This window comes from Kitasatospora sp. NPDC048286, assembly GCF_043201735.1.
GTDB lineage: Bacteria > Actinomycetota > Actinomycetes > Streptomycetales > Streptomycetaceae > Kitasatospora.
Genome location: NZ_JBICZE010000002.1, coordinates 99,609 through 117,657 on the forward strand (window position 1 = coordinate 99,609; position 18,049 = coordinate 117,657).

Consider the following 18,049-nt stretch of genomic DNA (forward strand, 5'->3'; position numbering starts at 1 on the left):
CCAGGGCGCGGTTCAGGTGCGGCTCAGGGTGCGGCTCAGGCCGCGCGCGACCACGACCGCGACCGCGCCGCCCGGAGCAGCGGCCCGGCCACCAGCCCCAGCGCCGCCCCCAGGACGACCCCCTGCACCCCGTCCCAGACGTCCTGCACGTCACAGGCCCGCCCGATCGCCGGCAGCGCGTAGTGCAGCGCCGACACCGCGAACGGCAGCGCCGCCGCGCCCAGCAGCGCCACCACCGCCCGCCGCCGGGTGCCCGCCAGCGCGGCCGCGAAGCCGACCGGGGCGTAGGTCGCCAGCTTGAGCTCGATGTGCCGCACGTGCAGCAACTCGTACGGGGAACGCGGGCGGCCGCCCTCCACGGCGCAGTGCCGGATGCCGCCCTCCGAGAGCCGGAAGGCGTCCGGCAGCAGCATCGCCACGACCACCCCGCCGAGCCCGAGCAGCAGCACGAAGCCCACCGCCCAGTGGGCCCGCAGCAGCCGCCCCACCGGCCGGTTCAACAGGGCCGCGGGCACCAGCGAGAGCAGCAGCCCGGGCCAGAACATCGGCATCCCGCCGAGCACCGCACTGATCACGCCTGAAACGGACGCCCCTCGCGCCCGCCCGGTTCTCCCGGGGACGAGGAGAAATGCCGGACCGTCACCGTACGGTCACCCCGCGACCGCGCGCCCGCCGCAACGACCACCCCGGTGTGAGGTCGCGCGTCGCGCCTGCTCCGGCCCTTGGAGCCGGGGCGAGGAACCGGAGGTGGAGTGCCAGGACTCAAGGCGGCCGTGGGCGGGGCCCGAGGTGGCCGGGGCGGAAGCAGCGGGGCCGAGAACGCAACGCCCCGAGGCCGGGAAGCCAGCGGCGGTCGGGCCGCCGCTGTGGCCCCGACCCGGCCCCTCCCCCCTCCCCGGGTCAGTGCGGGATCGAGGAGATCAGCTCCTGCGCCCCCTGCCGCTTGAGCGCCAGGGCCACCGACGTCCCGAGGTCCTCGGGGCTGAGCGCGCCCGCCCACTCGTGGGCGTCCAGCACCTGCTTGCCGTCCGGGGTGAAGACCCGGCCGCGCAGGGACAGCCGGCCGTCGCGTTCGGCGTTGGCGTAGCCGGCGATCGGGCTGTTGCAGTGGCCCTGGAGGGCGTGCAGGAACATCCGCTCGGCCGCCGCCTCGCGCCAGGTGTCGTGGTGGCCGAGGCCGGTGACGGCCTCGATGGTGGCCTCGTCGCCCTCGCGGCACTGCAGGACGAGGATGCCGGCGCCGATCGGCGGGCACATCGCCTCGATGCCGAGCACCTCGGTGATCCGGGCCTGCTCGCCGATCCGCTCCAGGCCGGAGACGGCGAGCAGCAGGGCGTCGACGTCCCCGGCCTCCAGCTTGGCGAGCCGGCTGTTGGCGTTGCCGCGGATCGGGACGCACTCCAGGTGCGGGTGGGAGGAGGCGAGTTGGGCGACCCGGCGGACGGAGGAGGTGCCGATCCGGGTGCCGGGCGGGAGGGCGGCGAGCGGCAGGCCGCCGGGGTGGACGAGGGCGTCGCGGATGTCGTCGCGGCGCAGGTAGGCGGCGAAGACGGTGCCGGCCGGCAGCGGGCGGTCGGCGGGTACGTCCTTGAGGCAGTGGACGGCGACGTCGGCCTCTCCGGCGAGCAGTGCGGCGTCGACCTCCTTGGTGAAGGCGCCCTTGCCGCCGAGTTGGGCGAGATCACCCGTCCAGCGGTCGCCCGAGGTGGTGACGGGCACCACCTCGGTGCGCAGGCCCGGGTGCAGGGCGGCGAGTTCGGTGCGGACCCGCTCGACCTGGGCCAGTGCCATGGGTGAGGAGCGGGAGACGATGCGGATCAGCTCAGCGGTGGCCATGGCGCGATGATAGGGGCCCTCACACCGTGGATTGAGCATCCGTCAGCGCCATGACAGACGCGGCGGACGATACCGCAAGCTCGGACAACGCGGACGGCCGGTCGGGGTGTCCGACCGGCCGTCCGCACCTGGGGTCCACGCCCCCGCGGCTTCACTCGTTGTGCAGCACCTCGGCGATCGGCAGCCGGGCCGCCGAGCGGGCCGGGACGAGGGCGCCGAGGACGGCGATCGCGACGCCCGCGAGCGCGAGGCCGGCGAGCAGCGGGGCGTTCCAGACGTCGATCGTCTCCTCCGGGAAGACGATCGTCACCACGTTCTCGGAGATCAGCCGGTGGGCCACCACCCCGACCGGGATGCCGATGATCCCGCTGACCAAGCCCTGCCAGGCCACCGAGGTGACCGTCATCGCGACCACCTGCCGGGGTGTCATCCCGATCGACTTCAGCATGCCGAGGTCGCGGCGGCGCTCGCGGACGGTGAGCAGCAGGGTGTTGAAGACGCCGAGCGAGGCGACCACCGACAGCAGCACCGTGAAGATCGTGGTGAAGGCGATGACCGCGGCGATCGGCCCGGCCAGGTTCGGCGCGAACACCGAGGCCGAGAGGCTGGGGTCGGCGTCCGTCACGGCCTTGCGGTAGGCCTCGGCGTCGGCGCCCTTGGCGAGCTTCACGTCGTACTCGACCACGTGCGGGTCGTCGGTGAGGGCGGCCCTGGTGGCGTCGTTGGAGGCGAAGGCCCGGGGGTTACCCTCGGACTCCTCGCCGACGAGGGTGACGGGCAGTTGCCGCCCGTCCAGGGACAGGGTGAGCTTGTCGCCGACCCTGAGGCCGTGCTGCCGGAGGAAGGACGGCCCGGCCTCGATCTCGTTCGGGCCGGTCGCCGGGCGGCCGTCCACCACGGAGAGCCGCTTGGAGTCGACGATGTCGTCGCCGCCGTAGAAGTCGGCGAACGCGGGCTGGTTGTGGCCGACCAGCCCCACCTGGACCAGTCCGCGCGTGCTGACCTGTTCGGCGCCGGGGGCGGCGCGCAGCATCGCCTCGGTCTGGGCGGGGGTGAGCTTCGGCGCGACCTTGTTGCCCGCGAAGTGGGCGGTCTGGACGTTGACGTGGGTGTGGCCGTCGGTGTGGTCCACCAATCTGGTCAGGGTGCTGCTCAGACCGGTCGTCATCGTCACGGTGACCACGCCGAGCACGATCGCCGACATGGTCAGCGCGGTGCGGGCGGGGCGGGCGAAGGGCTGGCCGAGGCCGAGGCTGACCGCGCGCGGCAGCCGGGTGCCGCTCAGCCAGCGCTGGACCTTCAGCCCGCGGCCGTTGCGCGGCGTGCTGCCGGCCGAGATGGCCCGGGCGGCGGGGAGCCGGTGGGCGCGCGAGGCGGGGGCCAGGGCGGCGAGGACGACCAGCAGCGGGACGCTGACCAGGGTGGCGGCGGGCAGCCAGCCGGCGGGCTCGATCACGGCGGTGCCGGTGACGATGCCGGAGAAGGCGGACTTGAGAATCGGGTACGCCGCCACCCAGCCGGCCGCCGTGCCGAGGACGGTGCCGGCGACCGCGGGCACCGAGACCATGGTCAGGTAGACGGTGACCACCTGGCGCGGGGTGAAGCCGATCGACTTCAGCACGCCGATGTGCCGGTAGCCGGAGACCACCGCGCCGCTCACCACGTTGCCGACGATCAGCGCGGAGACCACCAGGCCGAGCACGCCGAAGACCGTCATCAGCGGCAGGTAGGAGTCGGCGCCCGCCGAGAAGGCGTCCTTGAGCACCAGGTACGACTGGGTGCTGACGACCGCTTCCCCGGGCAGGCCCTCGGTGGCGGTGGCCAGGGCGGAGGCGAGCCGCTGCTCGTCGGCGGCGTCGGTGAAGCGGTAGAGCATCTGGCGGCCGGTGGGGTGCAGGGCGGTCGCCTGTTCGGGGGTGACCCAGCCGCCGGCGCTCTGGCTCATGCTGGTGGCGAAGCCGACGATGGTGAGCTGTCGGCCGCCGCCGATGGGGATCGGGGTGTTCAGGAGCCGGTCCGCCGCGCCGCCGAACAGCGAGTTGAGGACCACCTCGCCGGGTGCGGCGGCCCAGCGGCCGGAGAGCAGCTCCACCCGGTCCACCGGCCCGGCCGGGTCGGCGCGGCCGACCAGGGTCAGCGGCCCGGGCGGGCTGCCGACCCAGTCGATGGGGATCTGCACCGTGACCTGGTCGAACGGCCCGGCGGCCGCCTCGACGCCCGGCCGGTGGGCGGTGGCGGCCAGCTGCTCCGCGGAGGCCGCGGCCGGGTCGAAGGCCGCGACGACGTGAGCGCCCCGCTGCTCGCCGAAGGCCGCGTCGAAGGGGGCCCGGGCGGCGCTGATCACCGCGAGGGCGAGCAGCACGGTCGTGGTGGCGCAGAAGACGACCAGGCCGATCACGACGGTCTGCACCCGGCGGCGCTTCACGGCCGCCCGCGAGGCGCGCCAGACGGCGCCGGTCATGCGGACGCCTCCAGCATCCGCTCGTTCGCCACGCGCCCGTCCGCCACCTCGACCAGCCGGTTGGCGCAGCGGGTGGCCAGCTTGGGGTCGTGGGTGACGATCAGCAGGGTCTGCCCGATCTGGTTGAGGTCGATCAGCAGGTCCATCACCTGCTCGCCGGAGCGGCTGTCCAGTGCGCCGGTGGGCTCGTCCGCGAGCAGCAGGGCCGGGCGGTTCATCAGGGCCCTGGCCACCGCGACGCGCTGGCGTTCGCCGCCGCTGAGCGTGGCCGGGTAGACGTCCTTGCGGTGCGCGACGCCGAGTTCGTCCAGCAGCTCCAGTGCGCGGCGGCGGGCCTGGCGGGCGCTGGTGCCGGTCAGCTGGGCGGCAAGGGCGACGTTGTCGAGGGCGGGGAGGTCGTCGATCAGGTTGAAGAACTGGAAGATCATGCCGATGTGGCGGCGACGGAACAGGGCCAGCCCGTGCTCGTTCAGCTGTCCGAGGTCCTGCCCGTGCACCCGGACGGTGCCGGCGGTGGGCCGGTCCAGCCCGGCCACCATGTTCAGCAGGGTGGACTTGCCGCACCCTGAGGGGCCCATCACGGCGACCGCCTCGCCGGCGCGGATCCGCAGGTCGAGGCCGTCGAGCGCCTTGGCGTCGCCGAACTCCTTGTGGACCCCGGACAGCTCGACGACGACCTGCGCGTCGTCCGGCCGGGAGGTCCCGTCGTGGTCGTTGCTCATGGTGGACGACCGTAGGGGCGGGGCCCCCGTCCGTACGTCCCACCCCGGGTGTAACCGTGGGCGGCCGTAGTACCGGGGATGTACGGGAGCGGCACCCCCGGATGATGTGGATCACCGTGTGGCCTGGGAGGCTGACGCCGTGTGGGGAACGGGGTGGGAGTGGGCGGCCGTCGCGACGGCCGGTGCTGCGGGCACGGCGGCCGGCTGGCTGGCGGTGGCGCTCGCCCGGGCGCGGCGGCTGCACCGGGCGGCCATCGGCGAGCGCGGCTGGCTGCTGGAACGGGAGCGGGATCGCGCCGCCCGTACCGCCGTGGACGCCGAACGGGCCCGGATCGCCGCCGAGTTGCACGACATCGTGAGCCACAACGTGAGCCTGATGGTGGTGCAGGCCGGGGCCGCGCGCGAGGTGCTGGCCACCATGCCGCAGGAGGCGGCGGCCGCGATGGCCGCGGTCGAGGCCGCCGGGCGGGACACCATGACCGAGCTGCGGCACCTGCTGGGCCTGCTCGCCCCCGCCGCGGACGGCGGCGAGGAGCCGGCCGGGGACGGCTTCGCCCCGCAGCCCGGCCTGAGCCGGCTGAGCCCGCTGGTCGACCGCTTCGCCTTCGCCGGGCTGCCGGTCGAGGTGCGGATCTCCGGCGAGCCGAGGCCGCTGCCCGGCGGCATCGACGTGACGGCGTACCGGATCATCCAGGAGGCGCTGACCAACGCGCTCAAGCACGGGGACGGGGTGACGGCGGAGGTGACGGTGCGCTACGCGGACCACTACCTGCGGGTGGAGGTGCTCAACAGCGGCCCGAGCGTGCTCTCCGGGGCACCCGGTCCGGCCCCGCGGCCGGCGGACGGCGCCGGGCGCGGGCTGATCGGCCTGCGCGAGCGCGTCGCCGTGTACGGCGGGGACCTGGACGCCCGGCGCCGGATCGGCGGCGGCTTCCGGGTCCGTGCCCGCATCCCGCTGGACCGGCCGTGACGGAGGGGAGCATGGACGTGGAGCAGGGGGCCATGGACGCGGCGCAGGGCCAGGAGCCTGGCCAGGGTCAGCAGCCGGAGCAGGAGAGCCGCCCGCGGGTGGTGATCGCGGACGACCAGGAGCTGGTCCGCACGGGCTTCCGGATGATCCTCACCGCGCGCGGCATCGACGTGGTCGCCGAGGCCGGCGACGGCGCCGAGGCGGTGGCCGCCGCCGTCCTGCACCGCCCGGACGTCGCACTGCTGGACATCCGGATGCCCGGCATGGACGGCCTGGAGGCCGCCCGGCGCATCCTGGCCCAGGTGCCCGGCTGCCGGGTGATCATGCTGACCACCTTCGACCTGGACCACTACGTCTACGCCGCGCTGTCCGCCGGGGCCAGCGGCTTCCTGCTCAAGGACGTCACCTCGGCCCACCTCGCCGCCGCCGTACGGCTGGTGGACACCGGGGACGCGCTGCTCGCCCCCTCGATCACCCGCCGCCTGGTCGAGCGCTTCGCGGCCGGTGCGCCGCGCCCGGCCCCGGGCACCGACGGCCCGCCGCTGCACCGCGACCTCGCGCCGCTCACCCCGCGCGAGGCGGAGGTGCTGGCGCTGCTCGGCCGCGGGCTGTCCAACACCGAGCTGGCGCGCGAACTGACGCTCAGCGAGTCGACGGTGAAGACCCACGTGGCGCGGATCTTCGCCAAGCTCAACCTGCGCGACCGGGCGCAGGCGGTGGTGCTCGCGTACGAGACCGGGCTGGTCGCGCCGGGCGGTGGCTGACCGTCAATTCATATTTACCGTACACCAGTTCGCGTGACTATCAGCCGAATCTCACTCATTTGAGTTAACTCCGCACCGAACTCCCCTTTTTGCCATTTCATGGGGCACCATCTGCATGTCCACGCCCGAACCGGACCGATCACCTCGGGCGCCACCCCGGCATGACGAGCACACCTGGACCGGCCCGTGACCACCAAAACCTCCGTGTGGGACTGCCCCTTCCACCACACCGACGGCCTGGAGTTCGACCCCCTCCTGAAGCGACTGCTCACCGAAGCCCCGGTCGCCAGGATCCGGCTGCCGCACGGCGAGGGCGAGGCCTGGCTGGCCACCCGCCACGAGGACGTCAGGACCGTCACCACCGACCGCCGGTTCAGCCGCGCCGCGGGCATCGGCCGCGACCTGCCCCGAATGACGCCCGCCCCGATCGCCCAGGCCGAGGCGATCAACCTGATGGACCCGCCCGCCCACAACCGGCTGCGCCGGCTCGTCGCCCAGGCCTTCACCAACCGCCAGGTCGAGCGGATGCGCCCGGCCACCCAGCGGACCGTCGACGGCTACTTCAACGAGATGACCGAGCACGGCGCCCCCGCCGACCTGATGCACTTCCTGGCCGGCCGCCTCCCGCTCGCCACCATCTGCGAACTGCTGGACATCCCCGCGGCCGACCGCACCGAACTGCGCGGCCACGCCGTGGCGATGATGCGGATGGGCCCCGGCAGCCGGGACGGCCAGGAGGCCGCCAAGGCCGCCCTGCGCGCGTACTTCACCGAGCTCACCGCCGAACGCCGGGCCCACCCCCGCGAGGACCTGATCAGCGCCCTCGCCACCGCCCGCGACGGCGACGAACTGCTCGACCCGGACGAGCTGACCGTCATGGCGATGGTCCTGCTGGTCACCGGCCACGACACCAGCACCTACCAGCTCGGCAACATCGGCTACACCCTGCTCACCCACCCCGAGCAGCTCGCCAAGCTGCGCGCCCAGCCGGACATGCTGCCCCGCGCCCTGGAGGAGCTGCTGCGCTTCATCCCGTTCCGCCAGGGCGTCGGCATCGCCCGGGTCGCCACCGAGGACGTCGAGCTGGGCGGCACGCCGATCCGGGCCGGCGAGGCCGTGCACGTCTCCTACCTCACCGCCAACCGGGACCCTTCGGTCTACGAGCGCCCCGACGAGCTGGACCTCGACCGCGGCGCGCCCACCCACATGGCCTTCGGGTACGGCCAGCACCACTGCCTCGGCTCGCACCTGGCCCGGATGGAGCTGCAGGTCGCCATCGGCACCCTGCTGCGCCGCTTCCCCCGGCTGCGGCTGGCCGTCGACCCGGCCGAACTCGACTGGGACTCCGGCTCGATCTGGCGCTTCCCGCGCACCCTGCCGGTGGCCTGGTAGCGCCTCCCCTCGACCCACCGTTCCCGCAGCACTGGGGAGATCCCGCACCCATGGCAACACTCTGCCGCCCCGCCATCGCCGTACCCGAGCACGTCATCACCCTCGACGAGACCCTCGACCTGGCCCGCACCCTGCACGCCGGGCACCCGCAACTCGGCCTGGCACTGCGGCTGATCGAGAACACCGGGGTGCGCACCCGGCACCTGGTCCAGCCGATCGAGCGGACCCTCGCCCACCCGGGCTTCACCGTCCGCAACGAGCTGTACGAGCGCGAGGCCAAGCGGCGCGTCCCCGAGGTGGTCGAACGGGCGCTCGACCACGGCGAGTTGACGGCCGGTGACATCGACCTGATCGTCTACGTGTCCTGCACCGGCTTCATGATGCCGTCGATGACCGCCTGGCTGATCAACACCATGGGCTTCCGCTCCGACACCCGCCAGGTGCCGATCGCCCAGCTCGGCTGCGCGGCCGGCGGCGCCGCCGTCAACCGGGCCCACGACTTCTGCCGCGCCTACCCGGGCGCCAACGTACTGATCGTGGCCTGCGAGTTCTGCTCGCTCTGCTACCAGCCGACCGACCTCGGCGTCGGCTCGCTGCTCTCCAACGGCCTCTTCGGGGACGCGGTCGCCGCCGTGGTGATGCGCGGGAACGGCGGGCGCGGCGTCCAGGTCGAGCGCAACGGCTCGCACCTCGTCCCGCACACCGAGGACTGGATCTCGTACGGGGTGAAGGACACCGGCTTCCACTTCCGGCTGGACAAGCGGGTGCCCGGCACGATGGAGATGCTCGCGCCCGCGCTGCGCGGCCTGGCCGGGGAGCATGGCTGGGACGTCTCCGGGCTCGGCTTCTACATCGTGCACGCGGGCGGCCCGCGCATCCTGGACGACCTGTGCCGCTTCCTCGACCTGGAACCGGCCACCTTCCGCTACAGCCGGGCGACACTCACCGAACGCGGCAACATCGCCAGCGCCGTGGTCTTCGACGCCCTGGCCCGGCTGTTCGCCGACGGCGGCGTGCCCGAGGGCACCACCGGGCTGATCGCCGGCTTCGGTCCCGGCATCACCGCCGAGATCTCACTGGGCAGTTGGGTCGGCGCACCGACCGAGGGGGCGCGCCCGCGCGCCATCTCCACCTCCGACATTGCCCTCGTCCACCCGACCGCCCCCCGCCGTTTCCCGGCCGGCACTACGATCACGGAATGACCGACACCGCGAACCGCGCCGATGCCTCTGCCAGATCAACCGAACTAGCAGCACTGTTCCCGGCGTTGCACGCGCCGCAGTACTGGAGCTGGGGGCGGTTCGACGCCCGGTTCTCCACCGAGCTGCCGCCGGACGCACTGGTCACCAACATCCACCTGGTCGGCTTCGCGGACGACCGGGTGGTGCTCTGCCGGGACGACCGGGACCACTGGTTCCTGCCCGGCGGCACCCGGGAACGGGACGAGAGCATCGCCTCCTGCCTCGCCCGCGAGCTGGCGGAGGAGGCCGGCGCCCGGCTGCTCGACGAGCCGCGCTGGCTGGGCGCCCACCGCTGCCGCACCGAGGACCCGGTGCCGTACCGGCCGTGGCAGCCGCACCCGGAGAAGGCCTGGCTGTGGGGCTGGGGCGAGGTCGTGCTGGACTCCGCGCCGACCAACCCGGCGGACGGCGAGCAGGTGGTCGAGGTCCGCGCGGTGCCGCCCGCGGAGGCCGAGCGGCTGCTGCTGACCGGGCACGACGCCTGGTGGGGCGAGCTGGTCGCGCTGGCCGTGGAGCTGCGCCGGCGGGCCGGACTGGGGTGAGACCCCGGCCCGGGCGGCTATTCCCGCGGCTGCCGAAGGTCACTTGAACGGCCGAACACCGAGTGAAGATGTCCGTTTTGCGGTGGTATTACTCAGCCATGGACACCACCTCACTGGCCGTGGACTACCCGGTGCTCAACATCTTCTGGACGATGCTGGAGTTCTTCCTCTGGGTGCTCTGGTTCTTCCTGCTGTTCAAGATCATCACGGACATCTTCCGCAGCCACGACCTCAGCGGCTGGGGCAAGGCCGGCTGGCTCGTCCTGGTGATCATCCTTCCCCTGATCGGCGTCCTCGTGTACCTGATCGCACGCGGGCAGTCGATGACCAAGCGCGACATCCAACAGGCCCAGGAGAACCAGGCCGCGTTCACGGCCTACGTCCGGGACGCGGCGGCGTCGGGGCCCGAGGGCGGCGGCCGCAGCCACGTCGACGACCTGGCGAAACTGGCGGAGCTGAAGGAGAAGGGCGCGATCTCCGAGGAGGAGTACCAGAAGGCCAAGGAGAAGATCCTGGCCTGAACGTCCGGACGGTCAACGACGGCCCGGGGCCGGTGGACGCGGTGCGCGCGTCCACCGGCCCCGGGCCGTGGTCGGTCGAGGGCCCGGCTCAGCGCCGCCCGGAGCGGCGACCGCCCGAGCCGCCCTCGCCACCGCCGGCCAGGCCGGCCCGGCGCAGCGCGTCCGCCATGGCGCTGTTGGCCGGCGCGCCGCCGCCGAAGCCGCCGCGCTCCCCGCCCTGGCCGCCACCGCGTCGGTCCTGGCCGCCGCGACCGCCCTGGCCGCCCTGGCTGCCCTGGCTGCCCTGGCCGCCGCCGCGGCGCTCCTGGCGGGGCGGGCGGGCCTGCCGCTCGCCGCGGTCCCCGCCGCGCTCGCGCCCGACCTCGTCGTCCAGCCGCAGGGTCAGCCCGATCCGCTTGCGCGGCACGTCCACCGAGAGCACCCGGACCTTGACGATGTCACCGGGCTTCACCACCTCGCGCGGGTCCTTGACGAAGTTCCTCGACAGCGCCGAGACGTGCACCAGCCCGTCCTGGTGGACGCCCACGTCCACGAAGGCGCCGAAGGCGGCGACGTTGGTGACCACGCCCTCCAGCACCATGCCGACCTCCAGGTCGCCGATCTTGTCGACGCCCTCCTTGAAGGTCGCGGTGCGGAAGGCCGGGCGCGGGTCCCGGCCCGGCTTGTCCAGCTCGCCGAGGATGTCGGTGACGGTCGGGACACCGAAGGTGTCGTCGGCGAAGTCCGCCGGGCGCAGCGCCCGCAACCGCTCGCCGTTGCCGATCAGTTCGCGCAGCTCCCCGCCGGTCGCGGCCAGGATGCGGCGCACCACCGGGTAGGCCTCGGGGTGCACGCTGGAGACGTCCAGCGGGTCCTCGCCGCCGGGGATGCGCAGGAAGCCTGCGCACTGCTCGAAGGCCTTGGGGCCGAGCCGGGAGACGTCCTTGAGCTGCCGGCGGGTGCGGAACGGGCCGTTGGCGTCGCGGTGCGCCACGATGTTGTCGGCCAGCGTGCCGGTGATCCCGGAGACCCGGGTGAGCAGCGGCGCCGAGGCGGTGTTGACGTCCACGCCGACGGCGTTGACGCAGTCCTCGACCACGGCGTCCAGCGAACGGGAGAGCTTCACCTCACTCAGGTCGTGCTGGTACTGACCGACGCCGATCGACTTGGGGTCGATCTTGACCAGTTCGGCCAGCGGGTCCTGGAGCCGGCGGGCGATCGAGACCGCACCGCGGATCGACACGTCCAGGTCCGGCAGCTCCTGCGAGGCGAACGCGGAGGCCGAGTAGACCGAGGCGCCGGCCTCGCTGACCATCGCCTTGGTGAGCTTCAGCTCGGGGTGGCGCCCCAGCAGGTCCTCGGCGAGCTTGTCGGTCTCCCGGGAGGCGGTGCCGTTGCCGATCGCGACCAGGTCGACGTCGTGCTTCTTCGCCAGCGCCGCCAGGGTGGCCAGCGCCGCGTCCCACTTGTTGGCGGGCTGGTGCGGGTAGATCGTGTCGTACGCGACGACCTTGCCGGTGGCGTCCACCACGGCGACCTTCACCCCGGTCCGGAAGCCCGGGTCCAGGCCCATGGTGGCGCGGGTGCCGGCCGGGGCGGCGAGCAGCAGGTCGCGCAGGTTCGCGGCGAAGACCCGCACCGCCTCGTCCTCGGCCTCGGCGCGCAGCCGGGACCGCAGGTCGATGCCGAGCCGGACCAGGACGCGGGTGCGCCAGGCCCAGCGGACGGTGTCGCCGAGCCACTTGTCGGCCGGACGGCCGCGGTCGGCGATGCCGAAGCGGGCGGCGATCCGCTGCTCGTAGTCGTTCTCGCCGGGCAGGTCACCCTCGGTCTCGCCGTCGTACGGGGAGAGGTCGAGGTCGAGCACCTCCTCCTTCTCGCCGCGCAGCATCGCGAGGATGCGGTGCGAGGGGAGCTTGGTGTACGGCTCGGCGAAGTCGAAGTAGTCGGCGAACTTGGCGCCGTCGCCCTCCTTGCCGTCCCGGACCCTGGCGACCAGCCGGCCGCGGGTCCACATCCGCTCGCGCAGCGAGCCGACCAGGTCGGCGTCCTCGCCGAAGCGCTCGACCAGGATCGCCCGGGCGCCCTCCAGCGCGGCGGGGCCGTCCGCGACCGACTCGTTCAGGTACCGCGCGGCCAGCGCGGCCGGGTCCTGGGACGGGTCGGCGAGCAGAGTGTCCGCGAGCGGCTCCAGGCCGGCCTCGCGGGCGATCTGCGCCTTGGTGCGCCGCTTCGGCTTGAACGGCAGGTAGATGTCCTCCAGGCGGGCCTTGGAGTCGGCGCCGAGCACCCGGGCGCGCAGCGCGTCGTCCAGCTTGCCCTGCGCCTCGATCGACTCCAGGACGGCCGCCCGGCGGTCCTCCAGCTCGCGCAGGTAGCGCAGCCGCTCCTCCAGGGCGCGCAGCTGGGCATCGTCCAGGGAGCCGGTGACCTCCTTGCGGTAGCGGGCCACGAACGGGACGGTCGCGCCGCCGTCGAGCAGTTCGACGGCCGCCTTCACCTGCCCCTCGCGGACGCCCAGTTCCTCGGCGATCTTCCGCTCGATCGCCTGCTGGGCCTGCCGGGCCACCTGTTCGACTGGCGTGGTCACGAAGCCGGTCACCTTCTCCATCAGTGCTTTCGCCGTACGCCCTGCATTCTGGCAGGTGCCGACGGCGACGCCCGGGCGCCCCCGGGGCGGCCGGGCGTGGCGCGGTGCCGCGCCTCGGCGGGGGCGGCGGCGCCGGGGCTTCGGCCGGCCGCCTTCCGGCGGGCCGTGATCGGGCGGATCCTCCCCGAACCGGCCTCGGAACGTGCGCAGTTCGGGAATCCTGCTGAACGGAAACGATCGGGCGCTGTACGCTGCCGGACATGTGCGCTGCCACCCGGATGCACCCCGACGGACCGGTGGTCGACGCGGCCCTGGTGCGGCGGCTGATCGCCGCCCAGTTCCCACAGTGGGAGCGCCTCCCGATCACCTCCGCCTCCGCCCCCGGCGCGGACAACGCGATGTTCCGCCTCGGGCCCGAACTCGCCGTCCGGCTGCCGCTGGTGGCCTGGGCCGCCGACGGCCTGCGGCGGGAGCGGCAGTGGCTGCCCCGGCTGGCGCCACGACTGCCGCTGGCCGTTCCGGCACCGCTCGAGGTCGGCCGGCCCGCCGCCGGCTACCCCTGGCAGTGGTCGGTGCTGCGCTGGCTGGGCGGCGCCAACCCGGTGGTCAACTCGCTGGCCGCGCCCGGGGACCTGGCCGGCGACCTGGCCGGCTTCGTCAACGCGCTGCGCGCCGCCGACCCGACCGGCGCCCCGCCCTCCCAGCGCAGCGTCCCGCTCGCCTCCCGGGACGGCGCCACCCGCGCGGCCATCGCCCAGCTCGCCGGCTCGATCAACACGGCGGCCGCAACCGCCCTGTGGGACAAGGCGCTTCGGCTGCCCGAGTACGCCGGGCCGCCGGTCTGGACGCACGGCGACCTCACCCCCGGCAACCTGCTGGTCGCCCCCACCGGCCGGCTCTCCGCCGTCCTCGACTTCGCCCTGATGGGCGTCGGCGACCCGACCGCCGACCTGATCGCCGCCTGGAACCTGCTGCCCGCCACCGCCCGGCCGGCCTTCCGCGCCGCCCTCGGCGCGGACGAGGCCATGTGGGCCCGCGGCCGGGCCTGGGCGTTCTCCATCGCCCTGGTGACGATCCCGTACTACCGCCACACCGACCAGGCACTGACCGCCAACGCCCGCCACGTCGTCCGCGAGGTGCTCGCCGACCGCAGCGTGTAGGGGCCGTCCTCCGGGGCGCGTCCGCCGGGGACACACCCGACGGGCGACCGGGTCCAAAACCTGCCCCGGTCAATGCCCGCTGCTAGCCTGAGCCGCATGACCGGACTGCGGGAGCTGAAGAAGGAGCGGACCAGGCGGGCCATCTCGGAGGCGGCCATCGCGCTCTTCCTCGAGCACGGCTTCGACCGGGTTTCGGTGGCGGATGTCGCGGCGGCCGCCGAGGTCTCCAAGCCGACGCTGTTCTCCTACTTCCCCAGCAAGGAGGACCTGGTCGTCCACCGCTTCGCCGACCACCAGGAGCAGTCCGCGGAGGTGGTCCGCACCCGGCTGCCCGGCGAGCCGGTGCTCGACGCGCTGCTGCGGGACTTCCTGGCCGGCCTCGGCCGGCGCGACCCGGTCACCGGCCTCAACGACCACCCGGCGGTGCTCGCCTTCACCGGCCTGGTCTACGGCACTCCCAGCCTGGCCGCCCGGGTCGGCGAGTACGTGGCCCGCGCCGAGCAGTCGCTGGCCTCGGCGCTGCGCGAGGACCCCGGGCTGCCCGGGCCTCGGGAGCTCACCGCCGCCCTGCTCGCCGCCCAGGTCACCGCCACCCAGCGGGTCCTCGCCCTGCACAACTGGCGCCGCATCCAGGACGGCCGCACCGCCGACGACCTGCACGCCGAGGCCGTCGGGGACGCCACCCGCGCCTTCGACCTGCTCGCCCACGGCTACCCGCCCGCCGGGGCCTGAGGCCTTCTTCTAGAGTGCGCGCATGACGACGCGCCACCACTCCTTCGACGCCCTGCACAACTTCCGCGACCTGGGCGGCTATCCGGCCGCCGGCGGACGGACCGTCCGGTGGGGACTGCTCTACCGTTCCGACTCGCTCGGCAAGCTCACCTCCCCGGCGGACCTCGACCGGCTGCGGGCGCTCGGCGTACGGACCGTGATCGACCTGCGCTACCCCTGGGAGATCGCCGCCAAGGGCCGGGTGTCCGAGTTCGAGGGCCTGGAGTACCACAACCTCTCGATCGAGCACCGCCCGTACGACCAGGCCGAGATCGACCCGGAGCTCGACCCCTGGCGCTACCTCGCGGACCGCTTCGCCGAGGTCGCCGAGGACGGGGTGAAGGAGATCCGCCGGGCCCTGGACGTGATCACCGCCGCCGAGGCCCCGGTGGTCTTCCACTGCGCCTCCGGCAAGGACCGCACCGGGCTGATCGCCGCCCTGCTGCTCACCCTGCTCGGCGTCGACGAGGACGTCATCGCCGCCGACTTCGCCCTCACCGAGCTCGCCACCGCGCACTTCGTCGCCGAGTGGCACGCCGCCCACCCGGGCCGCACGCTGCGCTGGCCCGGCTACGGGCGCGCCCCCGAGACCGTGATCCGGCTCGCCCTCGCCGACCTCGCCGACCGCCACGGCTCCGTCGAGGCCTACCTCACCGGCGCCCTCGGCGTCGACCGCGCGCAGGCCGACGCCCTGCGCGCGCGGCTGCTGACCGGCTGAGCGCGCGGGCGCCCCACCGGGCCGGAGGGGCGATAACCGGTGGCGGGGAGGGGCGGCCGGGAACGACGATGCACGGCATGAGCGAACAACCCGCGCGATGGACCGAGGCGACCGTCCACCCCGACATGTGGGCCGACCCGGACGACGACCCCCGCAACAACGAAGGCCTCGGCCCTGACGGTGAACTCGCCACGCTCCAGGACTTTCTGACGAACTACCGGCTGACCCTGCGGATGAAGTGCGACGGCCTGGCCCCGGAGCAGCTGGCCCGCCGCTCGGTGCCGCCGTCGACGATGTCGCTGCTCGGACTGGTCCGGCACCTGGCCGAGGTGGAGCGGGACTGGCGGAACTGGATCACCGACGGCGAGCCGCTGCCCAAGCTGTACGGCGCACGGGACGCGGACTTCGACGGGGCCGTCGGCGAGCAGGCCGTGGCGGACGCCGCGTTCCGCGACCTGGAGCGCGAACAGGCCGCGCTGGACGCCGAGTTGGCTGGCTACCCGGACCTGGGCGAGCGGGTCGGCAAGGAGCGGATCTCGATCAGGGAGCTGCAGGTGCACCGGATCGAGGAGTACGCCCGCCACTGCGGCCACGCCGACCTGCTGCGCGAGTGCGTCGACGGTCGGGTGGGCCAGTAGAGGCGCCGGCAGGCGTCAGCGGCGGCGGTTGCCCCGGGCGGGGCGGCCGCCGCCCTTTCCGGAGCGGGGTCCGGAGCCGCCCCTGGCCGCCGGGGCCGGAGCGGTCTCGGGCCAGTGGCCGGGCCGGGCGAGGGCGTCCGGGAGGCGGGTGGTGGCGTCGCCGCGGGCGGCGTCGAGCTGGGCCTGGGTGAGGAAGAGGGCGGTGCTGAGGTCCGCGCCGGCCAGGTTGGTGTCCCGCAGGTCGGCACCGACCAGGTCGGCGAGGCGCAGGTCCGCGCCGGAGAGGTCGGCCGCGACGAGCAGGGCGCCGCGCAGGTTGGCGCCCTGGAGGTCGGCGCCGCGCAGGCGGGCGCCGAAGAGGTCGGCGCCCCGGTGCTCGCGGCGGCGCGGGACGGCGGCGCGGACCAGTTCGCTGGCGCGCAGCAGCAGGTCGCTGACCCGCTGCCGGTGGGCCGGGACGTCGACGGCGAGGATCTCCTCGGGGGTGCCGCCGGCCAGCCGGTCGGTCTCCGCCAGCGCCCGCCGCAGTTCGTCGTGGACGGGGAGGGCGGGGGCGAAGGTGAGCGCCTCGGTGAGGTACCGGAGCAGCTCGTGCAGCTGCCGCACGATCGGGAAGACGTCGAACATCGCCTTGGCGCTGTCCGGCTCCTCGCGCCAGCTGCGGCCGCCGAAGGTCACCTGGGAGACCCGCTGCCCGGCGCCGAAGCAGTCGTAGACGGTGCAGCCCTGGAAGCCCGTGTCGCGCAGCCGGGTGTGGATGCCGCAGCGGAAGTCGGCCTGGAGGTTGTGGCAGGGGCTTCCGGCCAGCTTGTTCATGGCGAAGTCGGTGCCGGCGGCGAACGGCAGGGCGACGCAGCAGAGGCCGAAGCAGCTGCCGCAGTCGGCCCGGAGCGGGTTCGGCGCGGCCGCCGTGGGGTCCTGCGGCGACTCGGTCTCGCGCACGTTCCGGGGTCCTTCCAGCAGTCGGGCGCCGGGCGGCGCCGTGGACCCGGAAATCCTACTGGGCAGACGACCCTCCGCGTCGGTAAGTTATGCAGCTCACTAGAGACCATTACACGCGGAGGTGGGCGGCATGCGGGACCCGGACGTCAGGGAGCTGGTCCGGATGTGGATCTCCGGCTGGGCCGTCTCGCGCGGCTCCGCCGAGCCGGTGGACCAGCCCTGGGGCTGGAGCATCGACGTCGGCGCACCGGTCGGCGAGGTGGGCCGGCACGTGTTGCCGGAGCCGACCGAGGCCGAGGTCCGCAAGCTCGCCGAGACCGTCACCGCGCCGACCACCTGGCTGAAGCTGTTCGCCGAGGACGACACCGTGCGCCCCTGGCTGGACGAGCAGTGGCGAATGGACGTACCGGGCTTCCTGATGAGCGTCCCGCTCACCGCCGAGCGGCCCGGGGCCCCGGCCGGGTACACCGTGACCGCCTGGGAGCGGGGCGGGGTCCTCCGGGTGCTGGTGCGCACCGAGGACGGGCACCTCGCGGCCCGCGGCCAGGCGGGCCTGGCCGGGCCGGTGGCCGTACCGGACCAGATCACCACCGCGCCCGAGCACCGCCGCCGGGGCCTGGGTGCCCTGGTGATGCGGACACTCCAGTGCGCCGCGTACGAGCGGGGCGCGCGCACCGGCGTGCTGGTCGGCACCCCGGAGGGACAGGCGCTCTACACGGCGCTCGGCTGGACCACCCACGCCCCGATGGCGAGCCTGGTCCTGGACCCGACGGCCCCGGGAGCCCAGCGGCGGCCCTAGCGG

General features: G+C 74.1%; 17 protein-coding genes. 11 read left to right on the plus strand and 6 right to left on the minus strand.

What is annotated here, in order from left to right; translation table 11 throughout:
• Positions 1–35: 35 nt before the first annotated feature.
• The 4 genes from ACGF13_RS04755 to ACGF13_RS04770 form a co-directional block, all read right to left on the minus strand.
• Positions 36–575 carry a hypothetical protein gene (locus ACGF13_RS04755; protein ID WP_392868960.1) on the minus strand — a complete coding sequence of 180 codons (540 nt, stop codon included), beginning with the start codon at positions 573–575 and terminating at the stop codon, positions 36–38.
• A gap of 325 nt (positions 576–900) precedes the next feature.
• Positions 901–1,836, minus strand: coding sequence for a hydroxymethylbilane synthase (hemC, locus tag ACGF13_RS04760; protein WP_392868962.1), 936 nt, complete (start codon positions 1,834–1,836; stop codon positions 901–903).
• A gap of 151 nt (positions 1,837–1,987) precedes the next feature.
• The gene (locus tag ACGF13_RS04765) at positions 1,988–4,297 is read right to left on the minus strand and encodes an FtsX-like permease family protein (protein ID WP_392868964.1); all 2,310 of its coding nucleotides are present in this window, start codon (positions 4,295–4,297) and stop codon (positions 1,988–1,990) included.
• Positions 4,294–5,019: an ABC transporter ATP-binding protein gene (locus ACGF13_RS04770; RefSeq protein ID WP_392868966.1), complete on the minus strand. Its 726-nt coding sequence runs from the start codon at positions 5,017–5,019 to the stop codon at positions 4,294–4,296. The genes ACGF13_RS04765 and ACGF13_RS04770 overlap by 4 nt, the downstream gene beginning before the upstream one ends.
• A gap of 118 nt (positions 5,020–5,137) precedes the next feature.
• Between ACGF13_RS04770 and ACGF13_RS04775 the strand changes: the two genes are divergently transcribed.
• From ACGF13_RS04775 to ACGF13_RS04800, 6 genes are all read left to right on the plus strand, one after another.
• Entirely contained in the window at positions 5,138–5,989 is an 852-nt protein-coding gene (locus ACGF13_RS04775; protein ID WP_392868968.1) for a sensor histidine kinase, read from the plus strand.
• Positions 5,990–6,021: 32 nt separating this feature from the next.
• Entirely contained in the window at positions 6,022–6,753 is a 732-nt protein-coding gene (locus ACGF13_RS04780; RefSeq protein WP_392870027.1) for a response regulator, read from the plus strand.
• Positions 6,754–6,939: 186 nt separating this feature from the next.
• Entirely contained in the window at positions 6,940–8,145 is a 1,206-nt protein-coding gene (locus ACGF13_RS04785; RefSeq protein ID WP_392868970.1) for a cytochrome P450, read from the plus strand.
• Positions 8,146–8,195: 50 nt separating this feature from the next.
• Positions 8,196–9,347, plus strand: a complete 1,152-nt coding sequence (locus ACGF13_RS04790; RefSeq protein WP_392868972.1) for a type III polyketide synthase — start codon at positions 8,196–8,198, stop codon at positions 9,345–9,347.
• Positions 9,344–9,928, plus strand: a complete 585-nt coding sequence (locus ACGF13_RS04795; RefSeq protein ID WP_392868974.1) for an NUDIX hydrolase — start codon at positions 9,344–9,346, stop codon at positions 9,926–9,928. Before ACGF13_RS04790 ends, ACGF13_RS04795 begins: the two co-directional genes overlap by 4 nt.
• A 98-nt stretch (positions 9,929–10,026) precedes the next feature.
• Complete coding sequence (locus ACGF13_RS04800; RefSeq protein ID WP_392868976.1) at positions 10,027–10,449, plus strand: SHOCT domain-containing protein; 423 nt, start codon at positions 10,027–10,029, stop codon at positions 10,447–10,449.
• Between the two features lie 88 nt (positions 10,450–10,537).
• On the opposite strand, the gene ACGF13_RS04805 is transcribed toward ACGF13_RS04800, so the two are convergent.
• Positions 10,538–13,018 (minus strand): Tex family protein, encoded by a 2,481-nt coding sequence (locus ACGF13_RS04805; protein WP_392868978.1) that lies wholly within the window; start codon positions 13,016–13,018, stop codon positions 10,538–10,540.
• A gap of 260 nt (positions 13,019–13,278) precedes the next feature.
• Between ACGF13_RS04805 and ACGF13_RS04810 the strand changes: the two genes are divergently transcribed.
• The 4 genes from ACGF13_RS04810 (at position 13,279) to ACGF13_RS04825 (ending at position 16,305) form a co-directional block, all read left to right on the plus strand.
• A complete protein-coding gene (locus tag ACGF13_RS04810) occupies positions 13,279–14,178 on the plus strand; it encodes an aminoglycoside phosphotransferase family protein (RefSeq protein ID WP_392868980.1) in 900 nt (299 codons plus the stop codon).
• A 96-nt stretch (positions 14,179–14,274) separates the two neighbouring features.
• Complete coding sequence (locus ACGF13_RS04815; protein WP_392868982.1) at positions 14,275–14,910, plus strand: TetR/AcrR family transcriptional regulator; 636 nt, start codon at positions 14,275–14,277, stop codon at positions 14,908–14,910.
• Positions 14,911–14,932: 22 nt separating this feature from the next.
• A complete protein-coding gene (locus ACGF13_RS04820) occupies positions 14,933–15,667 on the plus strand; it encodes a tyrosine-protein phosphatase (protein ID WP_392868984.1) in 735 nt (244 codons plus the stop codon).
• A 68-nt stretch (positions 15,668–15,735) separates the two neighbouring features.
• Entirely contained in the window at positions 15,736–16,305 is a 570-nt protein-coding gene (locus tag ACGF13_RS04825; RefSeq protein ID WP_392868986.1) for a DinB family protein, read from the plus strand.
• A gap of 15 nt (positions 16,306–16,320) precedes the next feature.
• Here the strand turns inward: ACGF13_RS04825 and ACGF13_RS04830 are convergent, their stop codons facing one another.
• Complete coding sequence (locus ACGF13_RS04830) at positions 16,321–17,247, minus strand: pentapeptide repeat-containing protein (protein WP_392868988.1); 927 nt, start codon at positions 17,245–17,247, stop codon at positions 16,321–16,323.
• A 130-nt stretch (positions 17,248–17,377) separates the two neighbouring features.
• On the opposite strand from ACGF13_RS04830, the gene ACGF13_RS04835 reads away from it, so the two are divergent.
• Positions 17,378–18,046 carry a GNAT family N-acetyltransferase gene (locus tag ACGF13_RS04835; RefSeq protein WP_392868990.1) on the plus strand — a complete coding sequence of 223 codons (669 nt, stop codon included), beginning with the start codon at positions 17,378–17,380 and terminating at the stop codon, positions 18,044–18,046.
• Positions 18,047–18,049 lie beyond the last annotated feature (3 nt).

What these genes read in the sequence shown, in the direction of transcription:
- hemC (WP_392868962.1), bottom strand. Translation starts at nt 1,836, where the DNA reads ATGGCCACCGCTGAGCTGATCCGCATCGTCTCCCGCTCCTCACCCATG.
- ACGF13_RS04765 (WP_392868964.1), bottom strand. Translation starts at nt 4,297, where the DNA reads ATGACCGGCGCCGTCTGGCGCGCCTCGCGGGCGGCCGTGAAGCGCCGC.
- ACGF13_RS04770 (WP_392868966.1), bottom strand. Translation starts at nt 5,019, where the DNA reads ATGAGCAACGACCACGACGGGACCTCCCGGCCGGACGACGCGCAGGTC.
- ACGF13_RS04780 (WP_392870027.1), top strand. Translation starts at nt 6,022, where the DNA reads ATGGACGCGGCGCAGGGCCAGGAGCCTGGCCAGGGTCAGCAGCCGGAG.
- ACGF13_RS04790 (WP_392868972.1), top strand. Translation starts at nt 8,196, where the DNA reads ATGGCAACACTCTGCCGCCCCGCCATCGCCGTACCCGAGCACGTCATC.
- ACGF13_RS04795 (WP_392868974.1), top strand. Translation starts at nt 9,344, where the DNA reads ATGACCGACACCGCGAACCGCGCCGATGCCTCTGCCAGATCAACCGAA.
- ACGF13_RS04800 (WP_392868976.1), top strand. Translation starts at nt 10,027, where the DNA reads ATGGACACCACCTCACTGGCCGTGGACTACCCGGTGCTCAACATCTTC.
- ACGF13_RS04810 (WP_392868980.1), top strand. Translation starts at nt 13,279, where the DNA reads ATGTGCGCTGCCACCCGGATGCACCCCGACGGACCGGTGGTCGACGCG.
- ACGF13_RS04815 (WP_392868982.1), top strand. Translation starts at nt 14,275, where the DNA reads ATGACCGGACTGCGGGAGCTGAAGAAGGAGCGGACCAGGCGGGCCATC.
- ACGF13_RS04820 (WP_392868984.1), top strand. Translation starts at nt 14,933, where the DNA reads ATGACGACGCGCCACCACTCCTTCGACGCCCTGCACAACTTCCGCGAC.
- ACGF13_RS04825 (WP_392868986.1), top strand. Translation starts at nt 15,736, where the DNA reads ATGCACGGCATGAGCGAACAACCCGCGCGATGGACCGAGGCGACCGTC.
- ACGF13_RS04835 (WP_392868990.1), top strand. Translation starts at nt 17,378, where the DNA reads ATGCGGGACCCGGACGTCAGGGAGCTGGTCCGGATGTGGATCTCCGGC.